This is a genomic window from Leptotrichia rugosa, assembly GCF_041200005.1.
Lineage (GTDB): Bacteria > Fusobacteriota > Fusobacteriia > Fusobacteriales > Leptotrichiaceae > Leptotrichia > Leptotrichia rugosa.
The window spans coordinates 85,476-103,314 of sequence record NZ_CP165644.1; the positions used below are offsets into that span (position 1 = coordinate 85,476).

At 35.3% G+C, this 17,839-nt stretch carries 8 protein-coding genes and 2 rRNA genes; 7 read left to right on the top strand and 3 right to left on the bottom strand.

Going from position 1 to position 17,839, the window contains the following annotated elements; genetic code table 11:
• Window positions 1-64: 64 nt before the first annotated feature.
• From AB8B22_RS00400 to AB8B22_RS00410, 3 genes are all read right to left on the bottom strand, one after another.
• Window positions 65-1,498 (bottom strand): glycoside hydrolase family 1 protein, encoded by a 1,434-nt coding sequence (locus AB8B22_RS00400; RefSeq protein WP_369711148.1) that lies wholly within the window; start codon window positions 1,496-1,498, stop codon window positions 65-67.
• A gap of 400 nt (window positions 1,499-1,898) precedes the next feature.
• Window positions 1,899-2,996 (bottom strand): RNA-guided endonuclease TnpB family protein, encoded by a 1,098-nt coding sequence (locus AB8B22_RS00405; protein WP_369711149.1) that lies wholly within the window; start codon window positions 2,994-2,996, stop codon window positions 1,899-1,901.
• A gap of 703 nt (window positions 2,997-3,699) precedes the next feature.
• Window positions 3,700-4,641, bottom strand: a complete 942-nt coding sequence (locus tag AB8B22_RS00410) for an aminotransferase class IV (RefSeq protein WP_018499402.1) — start codon at window positions 4,639-4,641, stop codon at window positions 3,700-3,702.
• Between the two features lie 228 nt (window positions 4,642-4,869).
• On the opposite strand from AB8B22_RS00410, the gene der reads away from it, so the two are divergent.
• The 7 genes from der (at window position 4,870) to AB8B22_RS00445 (ending at window position 17,822) form a co-directional block, all read left to right on the top strand.
• On the top strand, window positions 4,870-6,195 hold the full coding sequence (der, locus tag AB8B22_RS00415; protein ID WP_094079589.1) for a ribosome biogenesis GTPase Der: 1,326 nt from the start codon (window positions 4,870-4,872) through the stop codon (window positions 6,193-6,195).
• Window positions 6,196-6,219: 24 nt separating this feature from the next.
• Window positions 6,220-7,329 carry an AI-2E family transporter gene (locus AB8B22_RS00420; RefSeq protein ID WP_369711150.1) on the top strand — a complete coding sequence of 370 codons (1,110 nt, stop codon included), beginning with the start codon at window positions 6,220-6,222 and terminating at the stop codon, window positions 7,327-7,329.
• A 21-nt stretch (window positions 7,330-7,350) separates the two neighbouring features.
• Window positions 7,351-8,781, top strand: a complete 1,431-nt coding sequence (gene cysS, locus AB8B22_RS00425) for a cysteine--tRNA ligase (RefSeq protein WP_369711151.1) — start codon at window positions 7,351-7,353, stop codon at window positions 8,779-8,781.
• A 14-nt stretch (window positions 8,782-8,795) separates the two neighbouring features.
• Window positions 8,796-9,284, top strand: coding sequence for a MarR family winged helix-turn-helix transcriptional regulator (locus AB8B22_RS00430; protein ID WP_314082678.1), 489 nt, complete (start codon window positions 8,796-8,798; stop codon window positions 9,282-9,284).
• A 75-nt stretch (window positions 9,285-9,359) separates the two neighbouring features.
• Window positions 9,360-13,052 (top strand): LPS-assembly protein LptD, encoded by a 3,693-nt coding sequence (locus AB8B22_RS00435; RefSeq protein WP_369711152.1) that lies wholly within the window; start codon window positions 9,360-9,362, stop codon window positions 13,050-13,052.
• A gap of 297 nt (window positions 13,053-13,349) precedes the next feature.
• A 16S ribosomal RNA gene (locus AB8B22_RS00440) occupies window positions 13,350-14,840 on the top strand.
• A gap of 109 nt (window positions 14,841-14,949) precedes the next feature.
• Window positions 14,950-17,822 (top strand): 23S ribosomal RNA (locus tag AB8B22_RS00445).
• Together the 16S and 23S rRNA genes form the textbook arrangement of a ribosomal RNA operon.
• Window positions 17,823-17,839: the final 17 nt, after the last annotated feature.

Sequence of the window (17,839 nt, forward strand, 5' to 3'; positions counted from 1 at the left end):
AAACTCCTGAATTTTTGAGAGTGCCCATAATTTTGAGTTTACATAAAATTACGGACACTTTCTCTTAACCTAAATTTTCTCCATTACTTGCAATTACCTTTTTATACCAGTCAAATGATTTCTTTTTATAACGTTTTAATGAACCAGTTCCATCATCATTTCTGTCAACATAAATATATCCGTATCTTTTACTCATTTGAGCCGTTGAAGCTGAAACCAAGTCAATACAGCCCCAAGAAGTATATCCCATCACTTCCACTCCATCTTTAATCGCTTCTCTCACTTGTTCCAAATGTCTTCTCAAATAATCAATTCTATAATCATCCTCAACAGTTGGTCCATTAGGCCCGTCAACTAACACATCTTTTGCTCCAAGTCCATTTTCCACAATAAATAACGGAATTTGGTATCTGTCATAAAAATCATTCAACACAATTCTAAGTCCAACTGGATCAACTTGCCATCCCCATTCACTTGCTTCCAAATATGGATTTTTCAATCCACCTAATAAATTACCTTTTCCACTTTGATAATCTTGTGGATTATGTGCCGCAGCAACACTCACATAATATGAGAACGATACAAAATCAACTGGATTTTCAGCTAATAATTTTTCATCATCTTCAGCAAATTCAATATTTATATTATTTTCTTTAAAATATCTTCTTGCGTATGCTGGATATTTTCCTCTCACATGCACATCAGCAAATAAATAATTTTCTCTTTCAAATTCTCTTGCAGCTAATGTATCAAGCGGATGTGATGTCATTGGATAAGCTGGCATTGATAAAATCATACATCCTATTTTAAAATCTGGATTAATTTCATGTCCAACTTTTGTGACTAATGCAGAAGCTACTAATTCATTGTGAACTGCTTGATACAATTCCTGTTTAGTAGGTTTCACTTCTCCATCAGTTGAAATTCCTCCACTCATAAATGGAGCGTGTAAAACAGAATTTATCTCATTAAATGTCAACCAGTATTTTACCTTATCTTTATATCTTTCAAACACTGTACGAGCATATCTTTCAAAAAATTCAATTAATTTTCTATTTGTCCATCCATTATATTCTCTTGCTAAATGAAGCGGTGTTTCATAATGTGACAATGTTACAAGTGGCTCAATCCCATATTTTGCCATTTCATCAAATAAGTTATCATAAAATTTTAGCCCTTCTTCATTTGGCTCCAATTCATCCCCTTTTGGAAAAATTCTGCTCCAGGCAATCGAAATTCTAAACACTTTAAATCCCATTTCTGCAAACAAAGCTATATCTTCTTTATATCTGTGATAAAAATCAATCCCTTTTAATTTCAAGTTATCTTCTGTAGGCTCCTTCGTAATCAGCACTTCTCCATCAACATTTGCTCCACCTTTTGGAGTTACATCTTGTACCGATAATCCTTTTCCGCCTTCGTTATACGCTCCTTCAAGCTGATTTGCAGCAGTAGCTCCTCCCCATAAAAATCCTTCTGGAAATCTTTTATTAGCCATTTTTCTCCTCCTAATCATTTATTTTAATTCTAACCTTTTTTATTCTTTTTTATTTTAAATCATTTTTAATAAAATATCAAAATTTTTTGAATTTTATTACTCATTTTTTTAGTAATTTTACTTTTAAAACTACCTAATTACTTAACAATTGTAATTAATTCATCTCCAAATTCAACATTTTCCTTTTTCATTTCAAGTACGTCTAAATATTCATCAGTATTAGTAACAATTATAGGCGTTGTCAATACATATCCAGCTTTCTTAATTTCATCAATGTCAAATTCTAACAGTGAACTACTCCCGCCTTTAGAAGCGGGAGCTTCTTGGGAAGTATCTGCTTTTGCTAGCCAAATATATTTACCAAGCTCTTCAGGCAGTCCCTGCCCTGTTTCTTTATTTCCTAATATTTCAACATTTCTTTTCCAACATCTCTTATATTCAGTGCCGCATTATAATCTCTATCAATCTCAATTCCACAGCACTCACATTTATAACTTCTTTCTGATAATTTCAGCTCCTCTTTAACGTTTCCACATTTACTACAAGTTTTCGACGATGGAAACCACTTATCTATCTTCAAAAATTGCTTTCCTAAAAACATCAGTTTATACTCAACCATCCTCAAAAACATTCCCCATCCATTATCTCCTACACTTTTCCCAAAATTTAATGCCTGACTCATCCCTTTCATATTCAAATTTTCAACAACCACAGCATTATAATCTTCAGATAATTTTTTCGATAATTTATGCAAAAAATCTCTTCGACAATTCTTGATATACTCATGTAATTTTGATATTTTCATTTTTTGTTTATACCAATTTTTAGAAAATTTCACTTTTCTTGACAATGATTTCTGTAATTTTTTCAATTTTTTCTCCAACATCCTAAAATATCTTGGATAATCAGCCCTTTGGTTTTCAGAACTAACAAATAATTCAGACATTGAAAAATCAAGTCCAATTACTTTATCATTACTTGGTATTTTTTGAATTTCTTTTTCAAATTCCGTCAAAACAGAAACATAGTAATTTCCATTACTGTTTGTTAGTGTTACCGACTTTATCTTGTAATCTTCTGGTATTTCTCTATGATATTTTAATTTTATTCTTTTCAATTTTGGCAAGACCAAATATTTATTCTCCTCAATTCGTATCGAATTATTCACACAATTTGTCGTATAACTTTTAACACTATTCTTTTTAGATTTGAACCTCGGAAATTTCGCTCTCTTCTGAAAAAAATTCGTAAACGATTGTTTTACATTCAATTGAGCATTTGAAAGTGCCAGACTATCTACTTCTTTCAAAAATTGATTTTCATTCTTCAAACTGGCAGGTGTAATTATTTTATTTTTTCCAGTCTCTTCATAAATTTTATTCGCAGTGTACAAAATTGTATTGTAAATAAAACGAACACATCCAAAAGTCTTGTTTATCAATAATTCCTGCTCTTTATTTGGATAAATCCTGTATCTGAATGCTAAATTATATTTCATAAAATTACACCTCCTTTTGATTTTGAATATTATTTTTAATTATTTCTTTAGAAATTTATCATTAAGATTTCTCTTCGATATTTTATACAAAAATTGTATCATGGATGTATCCTTTTTTTAATTTTTTTACAAAAAAAACAATTCATCTCCCACTTGTAGAAAGCCTACGACTTCTTGCTATCTTTTTGTTAAAAATTTTTTAAATTTAAAAAATCTTCATAATTTCAAAAGAGAGATGATTATAATCAACCATCTCTCTTCCCAAATTTTACATTACTATTTAATTTCCCAATAATTATTATATTCTCTTTATCCATCTCCAATTATCACTCAGATTTGTTTAAACTATTATTTTCTCCCTACTTCAATTGTATTGTACTCCTAATTTCTCTCAATTACAAGTTTTTTTTGAAATAAAAAAAATAAGTTTATAATAAAGATTTCTTTAAAAACAATCTTCAAAAATTATGGTTATTTTTCTCAAATCTTATTTTTGCCTAATTTATTTTTACAAGATAATTAAGATGGTTTATAGTAATTTAACAAATAAAAAAATACACCTTTAATGCTTTTTCTAACACTTTCAGTGTATTTTTATTCCATTCTATTCCATTTTTATTTTGAAAAATGGATAAATCCCTTGTTTTAAAATATTTGTTTTTGTTTTAGCTAAAAATTTAAAAAAATTTATTAATTTATTAATTTATTCTACAACAAATAACCATTCTTTAGATAATTCGTGATCTCCATTAATAACTTTTTCATATTCACCTTTTAACAATTCATAGAATTTACCAGGTTTTGGTTCAGCATGGAAGTCCAATTGTCCGATTGGTCTTTGGTCTAATGATTCAGCATAAGTGATTTTCATTGCTGTTCCTGTTACCAACAACTCATCTGCTGTGAATACCATTGAACGGTCAATTTTTCCACGATTAACTTTATATCCATTGTATTCCAATAATTCTAATGCTGATCTTACTGTGATTCCTTCAAGAGCTGCATTTCCTGTATCAGGGATAATTACTTGGTCTCTGTAAATTAATACAATATTTGCAACAGAAACTTCTACTACATTTCCTGTGTCATCAAACATTAACGCATCATCATAACCATTTCTTTGTGCATCACTTGTTGCTAGGAATGAATTAATGTAAGAACCACCTGCTTTTGCTTTAGTTGGAATAGACGAATCATTGTATTTTCTATAAGTTGAACTCATTAATTTTAATCCACCTTTTGTGCTTACATAATCTGCAAGAGGTAACATATAAATTGCTAAATCAAAATCAAGTCCTGCTTTTTTTGGTGATAATCTTGGTTCTTTACAGAAAATGAATGGTCTCATGTAAAAATCTTCTTTAATATCGTTCTTTTTAACTAATTCAGTTACGATATTTTTAAATTCATCCCATCCCATGAAAAATTCAAAACCTAACATTTTTGAAGCTGTCATAAGTCTTTTATAATGGTCTTCCAATCTAAAAATTGCAACTTTCCCATTTCTGTAGTATCCTCTAACTCCACCGAAACAAGTTGTTCCATATTGTAAACTGTGAGTCGCAATACTTACTGTCGCCTTTTCAAATTCCACTATTTCTTTATTGAAATATGCGTATTTCATAAATTCAGTTTTACCTGCCATCAAATTTACCTCCAATATTTTTTTATTTCTATTCTTAAATACTATTTTATCACTTTTGTCTCAATATGTAAAATTTTTTTTGAAATAGGCAAAGCAAAAAATTATTTTACTTTCTCAAAAAAATACTAATAAAAAAGCGAAAAATATGTTAGAATATAAAGAGTATAAATTGAATATACAAATAAAAAATTTAAAAATAATATTATAAAAAATGAAAATGGAGGTAGAATGAAACAAACTGTAGCGATTGTTGGTAGACCAAATGTGGGAAAATCGACATTGTTTAATAAATTGGTGGGGGACAGATTATCTATAGTAAAAGATGAGCCGGGAGTTACTCGTGATAGACTTTATCGTGAAATGGAATGGCTGGGAAATAAATTCTTGCTTGTTGACACAGGTGGACTTGAGCCTAGAACTCAAGATTTTATGATGAGTAAAATAAAAAAACAGGCACAAGTTGCAATTGATGAAGCGGATGTAATTATATTTTTAGTGGATGGAAAAGCTGGAATTACAGGGCTTGATGAAGATGTAGCAACAATTCTTCGTAAGCAGGATAAAAAAGTTATTGTAGCTGTCAATAAAATTGATAATTATATGAAGGAGCAGGAAAATATTTTTGAATTTTATGGGTTAGGATTTGAAGAAGTTATTGGAATTTCTGGAGAACACAAGACAAATTTGGGAGATTTGCTGGATGCTGTAGTTGAAAAATTTGATAATAAAAGTACAAAAGAAATTTCAGAAGGGCTTAGCATTGCGATTCTTGGACGACCAAATGCTGGGAAATCCTCGCTTTTAAACAAATTATTGAATAAAGAGCGTTCGATTGTGAGTGATATTGCTGGAACAACAAGAGATACAATTGATTCGGCGTTAAAATATGACGGGGAGATGTATACTCTTATTGATACCGCAGGAATTCGGAGAAAATCCAAAGTGGAAGATGACATCGAGTATTACAGCGTGCTTCGTGCGATGAAAGCCATTAAAAGAGCGGATGTCTGTGTTTTGATGTTAGATGCGACAGAACTTCTGACGGATCAGGATAAAAGAATTGCAGGAATGATTTATGACGAGAGAAAGCCAATTATAATTGCAATTAATAAGTGGGATTTGATTGAAAAAAATGACAACAGCGTGAAAGAGTTTAAAGAGCTTGTCAAGGCGGATTTGTCATTTTTGGACTATGCTCCGATTGTGACAATTTCGGCACTAACTGGAAAAAGAACGCTTAATATTTTGGAACAGGCGAAATTTATCAATGAAGAATATCATAAAAAAGTTACGACTGGAATATTAAATCAGATTTTGGCAGAAATCGTTGCACAAAATCCTGTGCCAACTCGAAAAGGAAGAGCAGTTAAACTTAATTATGGGACACAAATTAGTCAAGCTCCACCAAAATTTGTATTTTTCGCAAACAATCCGGAGTTAATTCATTTTTCTTATAAGAGATATATTGAAAATAAACTTCGTGAATATTTTGGATTTGAAGGATGTCCTATTGACATAGTTTTTAATAAAAAAGGTGACAAAATTTTTGGATAAAAGTTTTTTACGAAAGGGAGATAAATGAAATTTTATGATGAAGAAAAAATTTTAAAAGCGAAAAATGTGTTAATGGTAGTGTCACTTTTATTTTTATCGATTTTACTTTTTTTCAAAGTTTACGATTATTTTAAAAAGCCGATTAATCTTGCTATAAGTACGATTTTTCCATTTATTTTGTCGTTTATAATCGTGTATTCGCTTATGCCAATTATTGATATGATAAGCAATAAAAAAAATGAAGAGAATCCGCCTAAAAAACTTATAAAAAATAGAAATTTAGCGATTTTAATCGTACTGTCGCTCTTTTTTGCGATTTTTATATATATTGTACTTGCTTTTATTCCGCTAATTGCGAAACAAGGTTCAAGTTTAATTGAATTTTTCTTGAAGAATCAAGGAAATTTTCAAAGTAAGGCATTTAGTTTTATGGAGCAAAATAACATTGATTTAAAAAATACGCTTATTAATTCTAAAGATGTAATTATAAATATGACGGTAAGGGTGCTGACTTCTAGTTACTCCATTGTAACCAGCACTTTTACTTTGCTTTTTATGACACCAATTTTTACGATTATGTTAATTTTTAGCTATGACAACATTGAAATTTGGGTTGAAAATTTTTTGACGGATATAGATGAAGATAGAAAATTTGTCAATCTGGCAAAAAAAATAGATCAAACCATTGGAAAATATATTTTGGTTACGGTACTTGACAGTATGATTGTCGGAGTGGCATCTTTCATAATTTTTTATTTTTTAAGATTAGACTACAGTATTTTATTTTCACTAATCATTGGCTTTGGAAATGTGATACCGTTTTTAGGACCTTTTATTGGTCTTATTCCTGTGATTTTCTATGCTGCAACGAAATCTTTTAATTTAGTAATCATTATTGTCGCACTGGTTACAATTGTGCAAACTATTGAAGCAAATATCGTAAAACCTTGGCTTACAGGAAAATCGGTGGAAATGCATCCGATTACGACACTACTTGTTGTTTTGATTGGAGGAGCGCTTTTTGGAATTGGAGGAGCGTTTATTGGAATCCCAATTTATATCGTGATTAAATTGACCTGGATATTCTATTGGGAAAATTATATAAAAAAAAATCAAAATAATTCAAAAAACTAATTTTAGGAAGGAAAATAAAAAATGGAATTTTACAACACATTGTCAAATAAATTGGAAAAATTTTTGCCACTTGAAAAAAACAAAGTAAAAATGTATGTCTGCGGACCTACAGTCTATAATTACATACATTTAGGAAATGCTCGTCCGATTATTGTTTTTGACATACTTGCCAGATATTTTAAATATAAAAATTATGAAGTTGAGTTTGTGCAAAATTTTACTGACATTGATGATAAAATTATAAATAGAGCTAATGAAGAAAAATTATCTTGTGAAGAAATCACTAAAAAATATATAGACGGTTTTTTTGAAGATGTGAAAAAATTAAATATTTTAAGTGATGTGAAAAGACCGAAAGTTACGGAAAATATTTACGAAATAATAGAAACTATAAAAAAATTAATAGATAATGGCTTTGCTTATGAAAAAGATGGAGATGTCTATTTTGAAGTGAAAAAATATTCAGAGTATGGGAAATTGTCCAATCAAAAAGTTGACGAGCTAGAAGCGGGAGCTAGAATTGATATTTCAAAAATTAAAAGAAATCCGCTGGACTTTGTCCTTTGGAAAAGTAAAAAAGAAAATGAGCCATCTTATGAATCGCCTTGGGGAAAAGGTAGACCTGGTTGGCACATAGAGTGTAGTACAATGTCACAAAAATATTTGGGAGATACATTTGATATTCACGGTGGTGGACAAGATTTGATTTTCCCCCATCATGAAAATGAAATTGCTCAAAGTAAATGTGCCTATCACGGAAATTTTGCAAATTACTGGCTGCATAACGGCTTTGTTCAAATTGATGGCGATAAAATGTCAAAATCAACAGGAAACTTTTTTTTACTCCGTGAAATTTTGGAAAAATTTTCTGGAAATGTAATAAGATTTTTTATGGTAAGCACGCATTACAGAAAACCGATTAATTTTTCTTTTGAAGCACTAAAAGATACAAGAAAAACTTTGGAAAATGTGATAAATGCAATGAAAAAATTTGAAGACGCAATAAATTTGACAAAAGAAAATTTATTTGGAAATAAAAATTCATTTGAAAAAATCAAAGAGTTCGATGAAAAATTTGTTTTGGCGATGGATGAAGATATGAATACGCCACAGGCATTGGCTACAATTTTTGAACAAATTAAATATACAAATAAACTTCTTACTAAATTTGAAGATAGAAAAGATGTTATTTGTGAAATAAAAAGTTCATATGAATCGCTAAAAAATAAAATCGAAAATGTGCTTGGAATAAAATTGGAAAGCGAAAAAAAATTCGAGAAAAGCAGTGAATTAACTGATAAATTGATTGATTTACTTTTGGAAGTGAGAAAAGACGCAAGAATTGAGAAAAATTTTAAATTATCTGATAAAATTAGAGACAGTTTGAAAAATCTTGGAATAGAAATTAAAGATGCGAAAGATGGAAGTACAAGTTATAATTTTAAAGAATGAAAAGGAGTGATAAGATGAGCTGCAATAAAACTGAAAAAGAAATAAGTGAGTGTTTATATTTTACAATTTCAAAGATGTTTAGAATGATAAATAGGATTGCAGAAGAAGCGTTTGAAAAAATAGACATTTGTCCAACTCACGCTTTTTTAATGATGCTATTAAAAGAAGAGAAAAATGGACTTTCGGTAAACCAGATTTCATCTTCTCTTGCAATAGCTCCATCAACAGTTACAAGATTTGTGGATAAATTAGTATCAAAAGGATATGTTGTGAGAGAAAAGATGGGGAAAAACTCTTTTACAAAAATAACTGAAAAAGGGTTAAATGAAATTGATGAAATTTATGAAGCTTGGCGTGGAATTACTGAAAAAATTGAAGAACTAGTAGGAGATAAAACTTATTTGGAGCGAACAAAAAAATCTTTTAAAGAGTTTGTGGAAATTTTGGGAAAAGATAAAAAATATGATAAAGTTTCCGAAGAATTTGACTTTTGGATTATTTAAAAAAATGTGATATAATAACTTAAAAAATACAGAAAATTTATAAAAAATAAAAACTTTAAAAAGGTTGAAAAAATTATGAGAAGACTAAAATATAAAGTGCTGTTTGTTTTTCTATTTTATATTATATTTTTTGAAAATTTACGTGCAGAAATGATAGAATTAGAAACAGAGAGCTCGAGAATAAATTTAGACACCGAAGAAATAAATACACAAGGAAATGTTACTGTTAAATATAAAGATATAAAAATAAAAGCGGATAACATAAAAAAACTTCCGAATAAAAATATAATCACAGGTTCGGGGGATGTGGAATTTAATCAAGGTTCACAAAAAGTCAAAGTAGATAATCTCATTTTTGATATGGATACAAAGTTAGCTAAAATTTATAATTCTGAAAGTTATGACACCAATATGAAACTTAGATATGGTGGCGAGGAAACTTTGAGTGAGGGAAATAAAAAAATAACAGTGAAAAACGGATGGTTTACGACGAGTCCTTATGAAAAGCCAAATTATAAAATTGAAGCTAATGAGCTTGAAATTTATCCAAATAGGAAAGCTATTGCAAGGGATATAAAAGTTGTTGCTGGTGGAAAAACTTGGTTAAAATTACCATATTATGTAACTTCACTGAAACCAGCAAGCCAGAGAGCGACGCTTTTTCCATATGTTGGAATGGATAGTGACAGGGGATTTTTTGGAATAATGGGTTTTGACTACGATTTAGGACCGCTTGCACAGGGATTTGTTGATTTTGAGTTAAGTACAAAGCAAAAATTGGCGCTAAAATTTTCCAATGACTATTCATTTTGGGGAAATAACTCAGGAAATATTTTTATAAACAGATTTGTTGTTCCAATTGGAAATCATAAAAAAGAGTGGGATTTTCGTGTAAATCACAGAGTTAGAAATGCTCCTAAAAAGGCAAAAGAAGATAGGAAATTCTATGATACAGGATATGGAATCTGGAACATCAACTATCAAAATATTACGCCAAATTTGATGTATGCGGTTGACGGTTCAAAGTTAAAAGATGATTACACAGCGTTTGTTGACAAGTATAAGCATATTGGATTCTGGGATGCGAATATAAATCAAGAATTGGGGCAGAATGGGGAATTAAATATAAAATATTACTGGACTCAGGATAAAAAGGCGCTAAAAGCTCTAACTGACATAAATGATAAAATTATGAAAGACAACAGTCTTGATCCAAGAAGAACAGATGTCGATTTGTATAAAAGCATAAAATATACAAATGGAAATAAAGATGTGGAAATTACAGTTGACAATGAGGACTTTAGAGACATAAATCCAGGTTATGTTGGAGATTTAAATTCCTACAGAAAAAAAAGAAACTATGGGATTAATTTAAAAGGACCTAAAATAAAGTTAGATTATCTTAATTCAGATAACGATGAATATGGCGAATTACTTGGAATGAGAGACCGTGGGGACGATAAGACTATTCACTGGGTTCAAAAGAAGGCTTATGATAAAAGAGAAGAATGGGGATTGACTTTTGGAAATTATTATCCTTTTAAAAAATATGAATTTTTTGGATACGAGCCAAGAACTAGTTATCAAAATTTTTCAAATAATTTATATTTTGGTGCGCAAGTTAAACAAGTTGATGTGCAAAAAAAAGAATATGAATACGATTATACAAGGGATAATGAAAATTATAACAGTCTATTTTTAAATAGTTCAACAAGTGACGAAAGTAGAATTTATAAAGTTTACGAAGATAACGAAACAATTAGAAGAGCCCAAAAAATTATTTATGAAAAATATAGAAGTCAAAAATTTAATGTTGGAAATGATAGAATTGACTTGCCAATAAAAGATTCATTTGTTGGATTTAATATGGGATTTGAAAATCGTGATTACAACAGTGTAGCAGTTCCCAAGTTTAAAAATGGGAGAAAAGTGGAAGATTTAAACTCCACAACTGGATACGAAGTTGCAACTGATGCAAGTGGAAATACGATAAGGCAAAAACCTTCAATGAATATTTTTACAATGGACACAAGATTATTTACGACACTTTTTGACAACACATACAAAAAAAACAACAAATACGATGTAAAAGTGACAAATGATGCAACATTTACTGTTCAAAGAACAGATGCCGACAGTGCAATGTATGGGGAATACGACATTGTAGAAATTCCAACAAATGCTACAGGATTTGGTAATAGTTTTATTTATCAGATTGGAAATGTCACATTCAATTACAATTTAAATTTAAGAAATGATAGACATTTTCGGGATAACTGGTTAAAAAATAGATATGTAAGAAATTATTTTAAAGCGGATATAGCTGGAGAGAGATTTATAAGTTTTGATTTACAAAGTAACGATGAATATGAATTTAAACATTTTAGATCTCAAAGAGATTTTAACAGAGAATTTCAATATGGATTTTTGTCAAACAATGGAGATAATTTCTTATATAAATTTTCAGAAAAGAATAAAAAGTTGTTTCCATTAAATACGAGTCTTGGATGGAATCAGAAAATATATAAGGAATCGTTAAAAGACAGAACTTTTGGAATAAATTTTAACGAATGGGGATTTGAATATTCAAACTTAGTATCAAAAGCAAATGATATTTTTGGAAATACAGCGACATTTGGCTTTCCTGCACTAAAATTAAAAACAAATTACCACAGATTGGGATTTGTATATGATACAAAAAAAATGAAAGATAAGAAATTTGAATCGGATCATTATTTTAGAGTAAATTTCGGATTTGGGAAAAAAATTTATAGAGATTTAAAAAATACACCTATAAATGTTTCTGATGATAAATATATTCGTGGAAATGATTATACGACAATTGGTTTTTTATATAGATATGAAAATGATGCAAAACCAAGATATTTAGCGGATGTGGAAGCTGAAAAAGAAGAAGCTAAAAAAATAGATTTGGGAAGTCTTGACACAAAAGAATTAGAAACTGAAATCCAAAATTCAAATACTGTAAAAAATTCAAATACACAAAATTTTTCTATTGAAGACACAAGCAAAAATATAGTTGATAAAATTGTAGTAAAAGATGATAACAGGTTATTTTTAAGCAGCGAAGAAGAAGAGGCATATAAAAGTTATGTTGAAGAAGAAAATTATCGTCAAAATAAATTCAGCTTAAACGATTTTAATAAAAAATTACAAAGTTTAAGAAGTCAAAAAAAATATTTTCAAATAGGTATGGATATGCAAATAGATGGTTCTGACGCAGCAAATCCAAGCGGAATGAAAGGACTTGACAAAATAAACGATTTAAGTTTTAAAGTTGAAACTGGATATTTAGACAAATTTTTTGTTAGATACGCATTTGTGATGGAAAGACCTGACAGAATTTACAGAAAAGATCCTTCAAGAAACAGCACTTTTGACTTTAGAAGACATGAATTTGAATCAAAATACATGTTCTCAAAAGATCCAGACAAACCATGGTGGATAGGTGGAAAACTACAGTATGTTCAAAATGGAGCGCCAAAAGCTTCAGATCCAGAAATATACGAAAGTTCTTGGTATGCCAAGAAAGTAAACAAAATTACGCTTGGAATGGCAACGTTGAGCCATAGTTTTGAAAATGTTGAATGGGAAATAGGTGCAGGAATGAAGTGGGATAAGCCAGATAACAAAAAATTAGGTTATTATCCAGTTGTTTCATTAAAATTTGGAATAACACCATTCCCAGAAAAAAATATTCAATTCAATTATTCTGGAAAGGGTGTAGAATTTGGGGCAGGATTATAAAAAAGAAAAAGGATTATTTTATAAAAATAGTTCTTTTTTTTTAGAAAATTAACATAAAAAAATTTTTATTTATTGCCTCAAGAACGAAAAAAATATATTTATTGAAAAAAATAAAATTTTTTCAAAAAAAGAGTTGACAACGGAAATTTTTTTTGATATAATATATTCCGTCGATTGGGAAAAGGTCGGCGGAAGGACAATGGAAAGAGAAGAAGAAAAAGCAGAGTGATAGATAAGAAAATAGAAGTCAAGGCTTAGAAATATATCGTCAAGGAACAATAAGGTGAAATATAATGTTGAATGAAGAGTTTGATCCTGGCTCAGGATGAACGCTGACAGAATGCTTAACACATGCAAGTCGATGGGGAAGCGGCGCTTGCGCCGTGGCAACCATGGCGGACGGGTGAGTAACGCGTAAAGAACTTGCCGGATGGACCGGGATAACAGCTGGAAACGGCTGGCAAGACCGGATACTGTGGGCTTACCGCATGGCTGGCCATGAAAAGGATGCCGTCCGAGAGCTTTGCGTCCTATTAGCTGGTTGGTAAGGTGACGGCTTACCAAGGCGATGATAGGTAGCCTGAGAGGGTGGACACAAGGGGACTGAGATACCTTACTCCTACGGGAGGCAGCAGTGGGGAATATTGGACAATGGGGGCAACCCTGATCCAGCAATTCTGTGTGCACGAAGAAGGTTTTCGGATCGTAAAGTGCTTTCAGCAGGGAGGAAGGAAGTGACTGTACCTGCAGAAGAAGCGACGGCTAAATACGTGCCAGCAGCCGCGGTAATACGTATGTCGCGAGCGTTATCCGGAATTATTGGGCATAAAGGGCATCTAGGCGGTAAGGTAAGTCCGGGGTGAAAACTGCTGGCTCAACCAGCAGCCTGCCTTGGAAACTACCCGGCTTGAGTGCTGGAGAGGTGGACGGAACTGCACGAGTAGAGGTGAAATTCGTAGATATGTGCAGGAATGCCGATGATGAAGATAGTTCACTGGACGGCAACTGACGCTGAAGTGCGAAAGCTAGGGGAGCGAACAGGATTAGATACCCTGGTAGTCCTAGCTGTAAACGATGATTACTGGGTGTGGGCATGAAGAGTGTCCGTGCCGAAGCTAATGCGATAAGTAATCCGCTGGAGTACGCAAGGCTGAAACTCAAAGGAATTGACGGGGACCCGCACAAGCGGTGGAGCATGTGGTTTAATTCGACGCAACGCGAGGAACCTTACCAGATCTTGACATCCTCGGAAGGCGGCGGAGACGCCGCTGTGCCCTCGGGAGCCGAGTGACAGGTGGTGCATGGCTGTCGACAGCTCGTGTCGTGAGATGTTGGGTTAAGTCCCGCAACGAGCGCAACCCCTATCGCTAGTTGCCATCATCAGGTTGGGGACTCTAGCGAGACTGCCTGCGAAGAGCAGGAGGAAGGTGGGGATGACGTCAAGTCATCATGCCCCTTATGATCTGGGCTACACACGTGCTACAATGGCTGGTACAGAGAGATGCGACGCAGCAATGCCAAGCCAACCTCTAAAGCCAGTCCAAGTTCGGATTGAAGCCTGCAACTCGGCTTCATGAAGTTGGAATCGCTAGTAATCGCGGATCAGCAATGCCGCGGTGAATACGTTCTCGGGTCTTGTACACACCGCCCGTCACACCACGAGAGTTGTCTGCACCTGAAGCTGCCGGTCTAACCTTTCGGAAGAAGGCATCTAAGGTGTGGACAGTGATTGGGGTGAAGTCGTAACAAGGTATCCGTACCGGAAGGTGCGGATGGATCACCTCCTTTCTAAGGAGCATGTTTTCCTGCGCTTCTTCTTTGAAGTTTTTCCTTTTAAGGACAATGGGAAATGAATAGTAGGTAAAAGATTACAACAAAATAGATTATTCTGTTTGATAAAAAAGCTAATTAAGAGCACACGGAGGATGCTTAGGCAATAACAGCCGAAGAAGGACGCGATAAGCTGCGATAAGTCAGGTGAGATGCACATAATCAATGACGCCTGAATCTCCGAATGGGGCAACCCGCATGCTTGAAGAGCATGCACGAGAGTGGTAAGCCTGCGAACTGAAACATCTAAGTAGCAGGAGGAAAAGAAAGTAAAAACGATTCCCTGAGTAGCGGCGAGCGAACGGGGAGAAGCCTAAACCGTGCCGGTGCCAAGCTGGCAGCGTTGCCGGCGCGGGGTTGTGGGATTTCATACGACTGACGCCATAATGTCTAAGTGGTGGCAGCAAGTAGAATCAGCTGGAAAGCTGAACCGTAGAAGGTGACAGTCCTGTACACGTAAATGCTGAGCCATGACTTGAAACTCCCGAGTAGCGTCAAGCACGAGGAACTTGGCGTGAATCAGCGTGGACCATATCACGCAAGGCTAAATACTGTTATTGACCGATAGTGAAGAGTACCGTGAGGGAAAGGTGAAAAGAACCCTGTGCAAGGGAGTGAAATAGAATTTGAAACCGTGTGCTTACAAACGGTAGGAGCCCTTCGGGGTGACTGCGTGGATTTTGGTTAATCATCCTGCGAGTTATGATCAGTGGCAAGGCTAATTAATGAAGCCGAAGGGAAACCGAGTCTTAACAGGGCGGCTAAGTCGCTGGTCATAGACGCGAAACCTAGTGATCTTGTCCAGGCTGAAGCTGAGGTAAGACTCAGTGGAGGTAGAACTCACCGCCGTTGAAAAGTTGGGAGATGAGATAGGTCTAGGGGTGAAAAGCCAATCGAACTAGGAAATAGCCCGTTCTCTCCGAAATGCATTTAGGTGCAGCCTGAATCTTAGATAACTGGGGGTAGAGCACTGTATGATCTAGGGGCGTACTGCTTACCGAAATCAAGCAAACTGCGAATACCATTTATTACTGATTCGGAGTGAGTCCGTGGATGACAAGGTCCGCGGACGAGAGGGGAACAGCCCAGACCACCAGCTAAGGTCCCAAATTATGTCTAAGTGGGAAAGGAGGTGGATATTCACAGACAATAGGAGGTTGGCTTAGAAGCAGCCATGCCTTGAAAGAGTGCGTAATAGCTCACTGGTCGAGAGTATCTGCGCCGAAGATGTAACGGGGCTCAAGACATAAACCGAAGCTGTGGAAGCATGCCGCTTGGTAGGAGAGCGTTCTGTAGGTCTGCGAAGGCTGGTGGAAGGCCTGCTGGAGACATCAGAAGCGAGAATGCAGGAATGAGTAGCGAGAAGGAGGGCGAGAATCCCTCCGGAAGTCCAAGGTTTCCGGGGAAGGTTTGTCCGCCCCGGGAAGTCGGGACCTAAGCGTAAGCAGAGATGTGATTGCGAATGGGAAACAGGTTAATATTCCTGTACCGCTGTCAGTCGCCTGAGTGACGGAGTGACGCAGCAAGGTATGTGAGAAGGCTGACGGAATAGCCTTTCTAAAGGCGTAGCCTGGGCACGCAGGCAAATCCGCGTGCCTAAAGGTGAGACCCTATGGGCAAGTGCTCCTGCACAAGTCACAGATCCTACACTGCCAAGAAAAACTTCTAGCGAGACTGGACAGCGCCCGTACCCTAAACCGACACAGGTGGACAGAGTGAGAAACTTAAAGTGACAGGATAACTCTAGCTAAGGAACTCTGCAAAATAGCCCCGTAACTTCGGGAGAAGGGGTGCCTGACATACCTGAGGGGAGAAGCGCCTCAAGGGGAAACGCAGTGAAGAGTCTCAAGCAACTGTTTACCAAAAACACAGGTCTATGCTAAGCTGGAAGGCGACGTATATGGGCTGACACCTGCCCAGTGCCGGAAGGTTAAGAGGAGGAGTGAGAGCTCCGATTTGAAGCCCCGGTGAACGGCACGTAACTATAACGGTCCTAAGGTAGCGAAATTCCTTGTCGGGTAAGTTCCGACCTGCACGAATGGTGAAATGATTTGAGAGCTGTCTTGGCTGGAGACCTGGTGAAGTTGTAATGCCGGTGAAGATACCGGCTACCTGCAGTAGGACGGAAAGACCCCGTGGAGCTTCACTGCAGCCTGGCATTGGGTTCTGGCAACGTGTGTATAGGATAGTTGGGAGACTGCGAAGTTGAGGCGCCAGCCTCTTCCGAGTCGCTGTTGGAATACCAACCATATGCTGCCGGAATTCTAATCCGCTCGCGGAGACAGTGCTAGGCGGGCAGTTTGACTGGGGCGGTCGCCTCCAAAAGAGTAACGGAGGCGTTCAAAGGTTCCCTCGGGCTGGATGGAAATCAGCCTTCGAGTGCAAACGCATAAGGGAGCTTGACTGCAAGACCGACGGGTCGAGCAGGTACGAAAGTAGGAGTTAGTGATCCGGCGGTCCCTCATGGAAGGGCCGTCGCTCAACGGATAAAAGCTACCCCGGGGATAACAGGCTGATACTTCCCAAGAGTCCATATCGACGGAAGTGTTTGGCACCTCGATGTCGGCTCGTCTCATCCTGGGGCTGGAGAAGGTCCCAAGGGTTGGGCTGTTCGCCCATTAAAGAGGCACGCGAGCTGGGTTCAGAACGTCGTGAGACAGTTCGGTCCCTATCCACTGCAGGCGCTTGAGCACTGAAAAGATCTGACCTTAGTACGAGAGGACCGGGTTGGACAGACCTCTGATGTATCAGCTGTCACGCCAGTGGCACGGCTGAGTAGTCACGTCTGGTAAGGATAATCGCTGAAAGCATCTAAGCGAGAAGCCGGCTTTGAGATGAGTGCTCGCAGTATCCACAGAGAACATGTGGTCGATAGGCTGGGGATGTAAGCGCAGCAATGCGTTCAGTTGACCAGTACTAATATTACTTGGGCTTTTTTAATCTTTTGCTCGCCTGCT

Coding starts and splice junctions, on each gene's coding strand:
- AB8B22_RS00400 (WP_369711148.1), bottom strand. CDS start 1,498: ATGGCTAATAAAAGATTTCCAGAAGGATTTTTATGGGGAGGAGCTACT.
- AB8B22_RS00405 (WP_369711149.1), bottom strand. CDS start 2,996: ATGAAATATAATTTAGCATTCAGATACAGGATTTATCCAAATAAAGAG.
- AB8B22_RS00410 (WP_018499402.1), bottom strand. CDS start 4,641: ATGGCAGGTAAAACTGAATTTATGAAATACGCATATTTCAATAAAGAA.
- der (WP_094079589.1), top strand. CDS start 4,870: ATGAAACAAACTGTAGCGATTGTTGGTAGACCAAATGTGGGAAAATCG.
- AB8B22_RS00420 (WP_369711150.1), top strand. CDS start 6,220: ATGAAATTTTATGATGAAGAAAAAATTTTAAAAGCGAAAAATGTGTTA.
- cysS (WP_369711151.1), top strand. CDS start 7,351: ATGGAATTTTACAACACATTGTCAAATAAATTGGAAAAATTTTTGCCA.
- AB8B22_RS00430 (WP_314082678.1), top strand. CDS start 8,796: ATGAGCTGCAATAAAACTGAAAAAGAAATAAGTGAGTGTTTATATTTT.
- AB8B22_RS00435 (WP_369711152.1), top strand. CDS start 9,360: ATGAGAAGACTAAAATATAAAGTGCTGTTTGTTTTTCTATTTTATATT.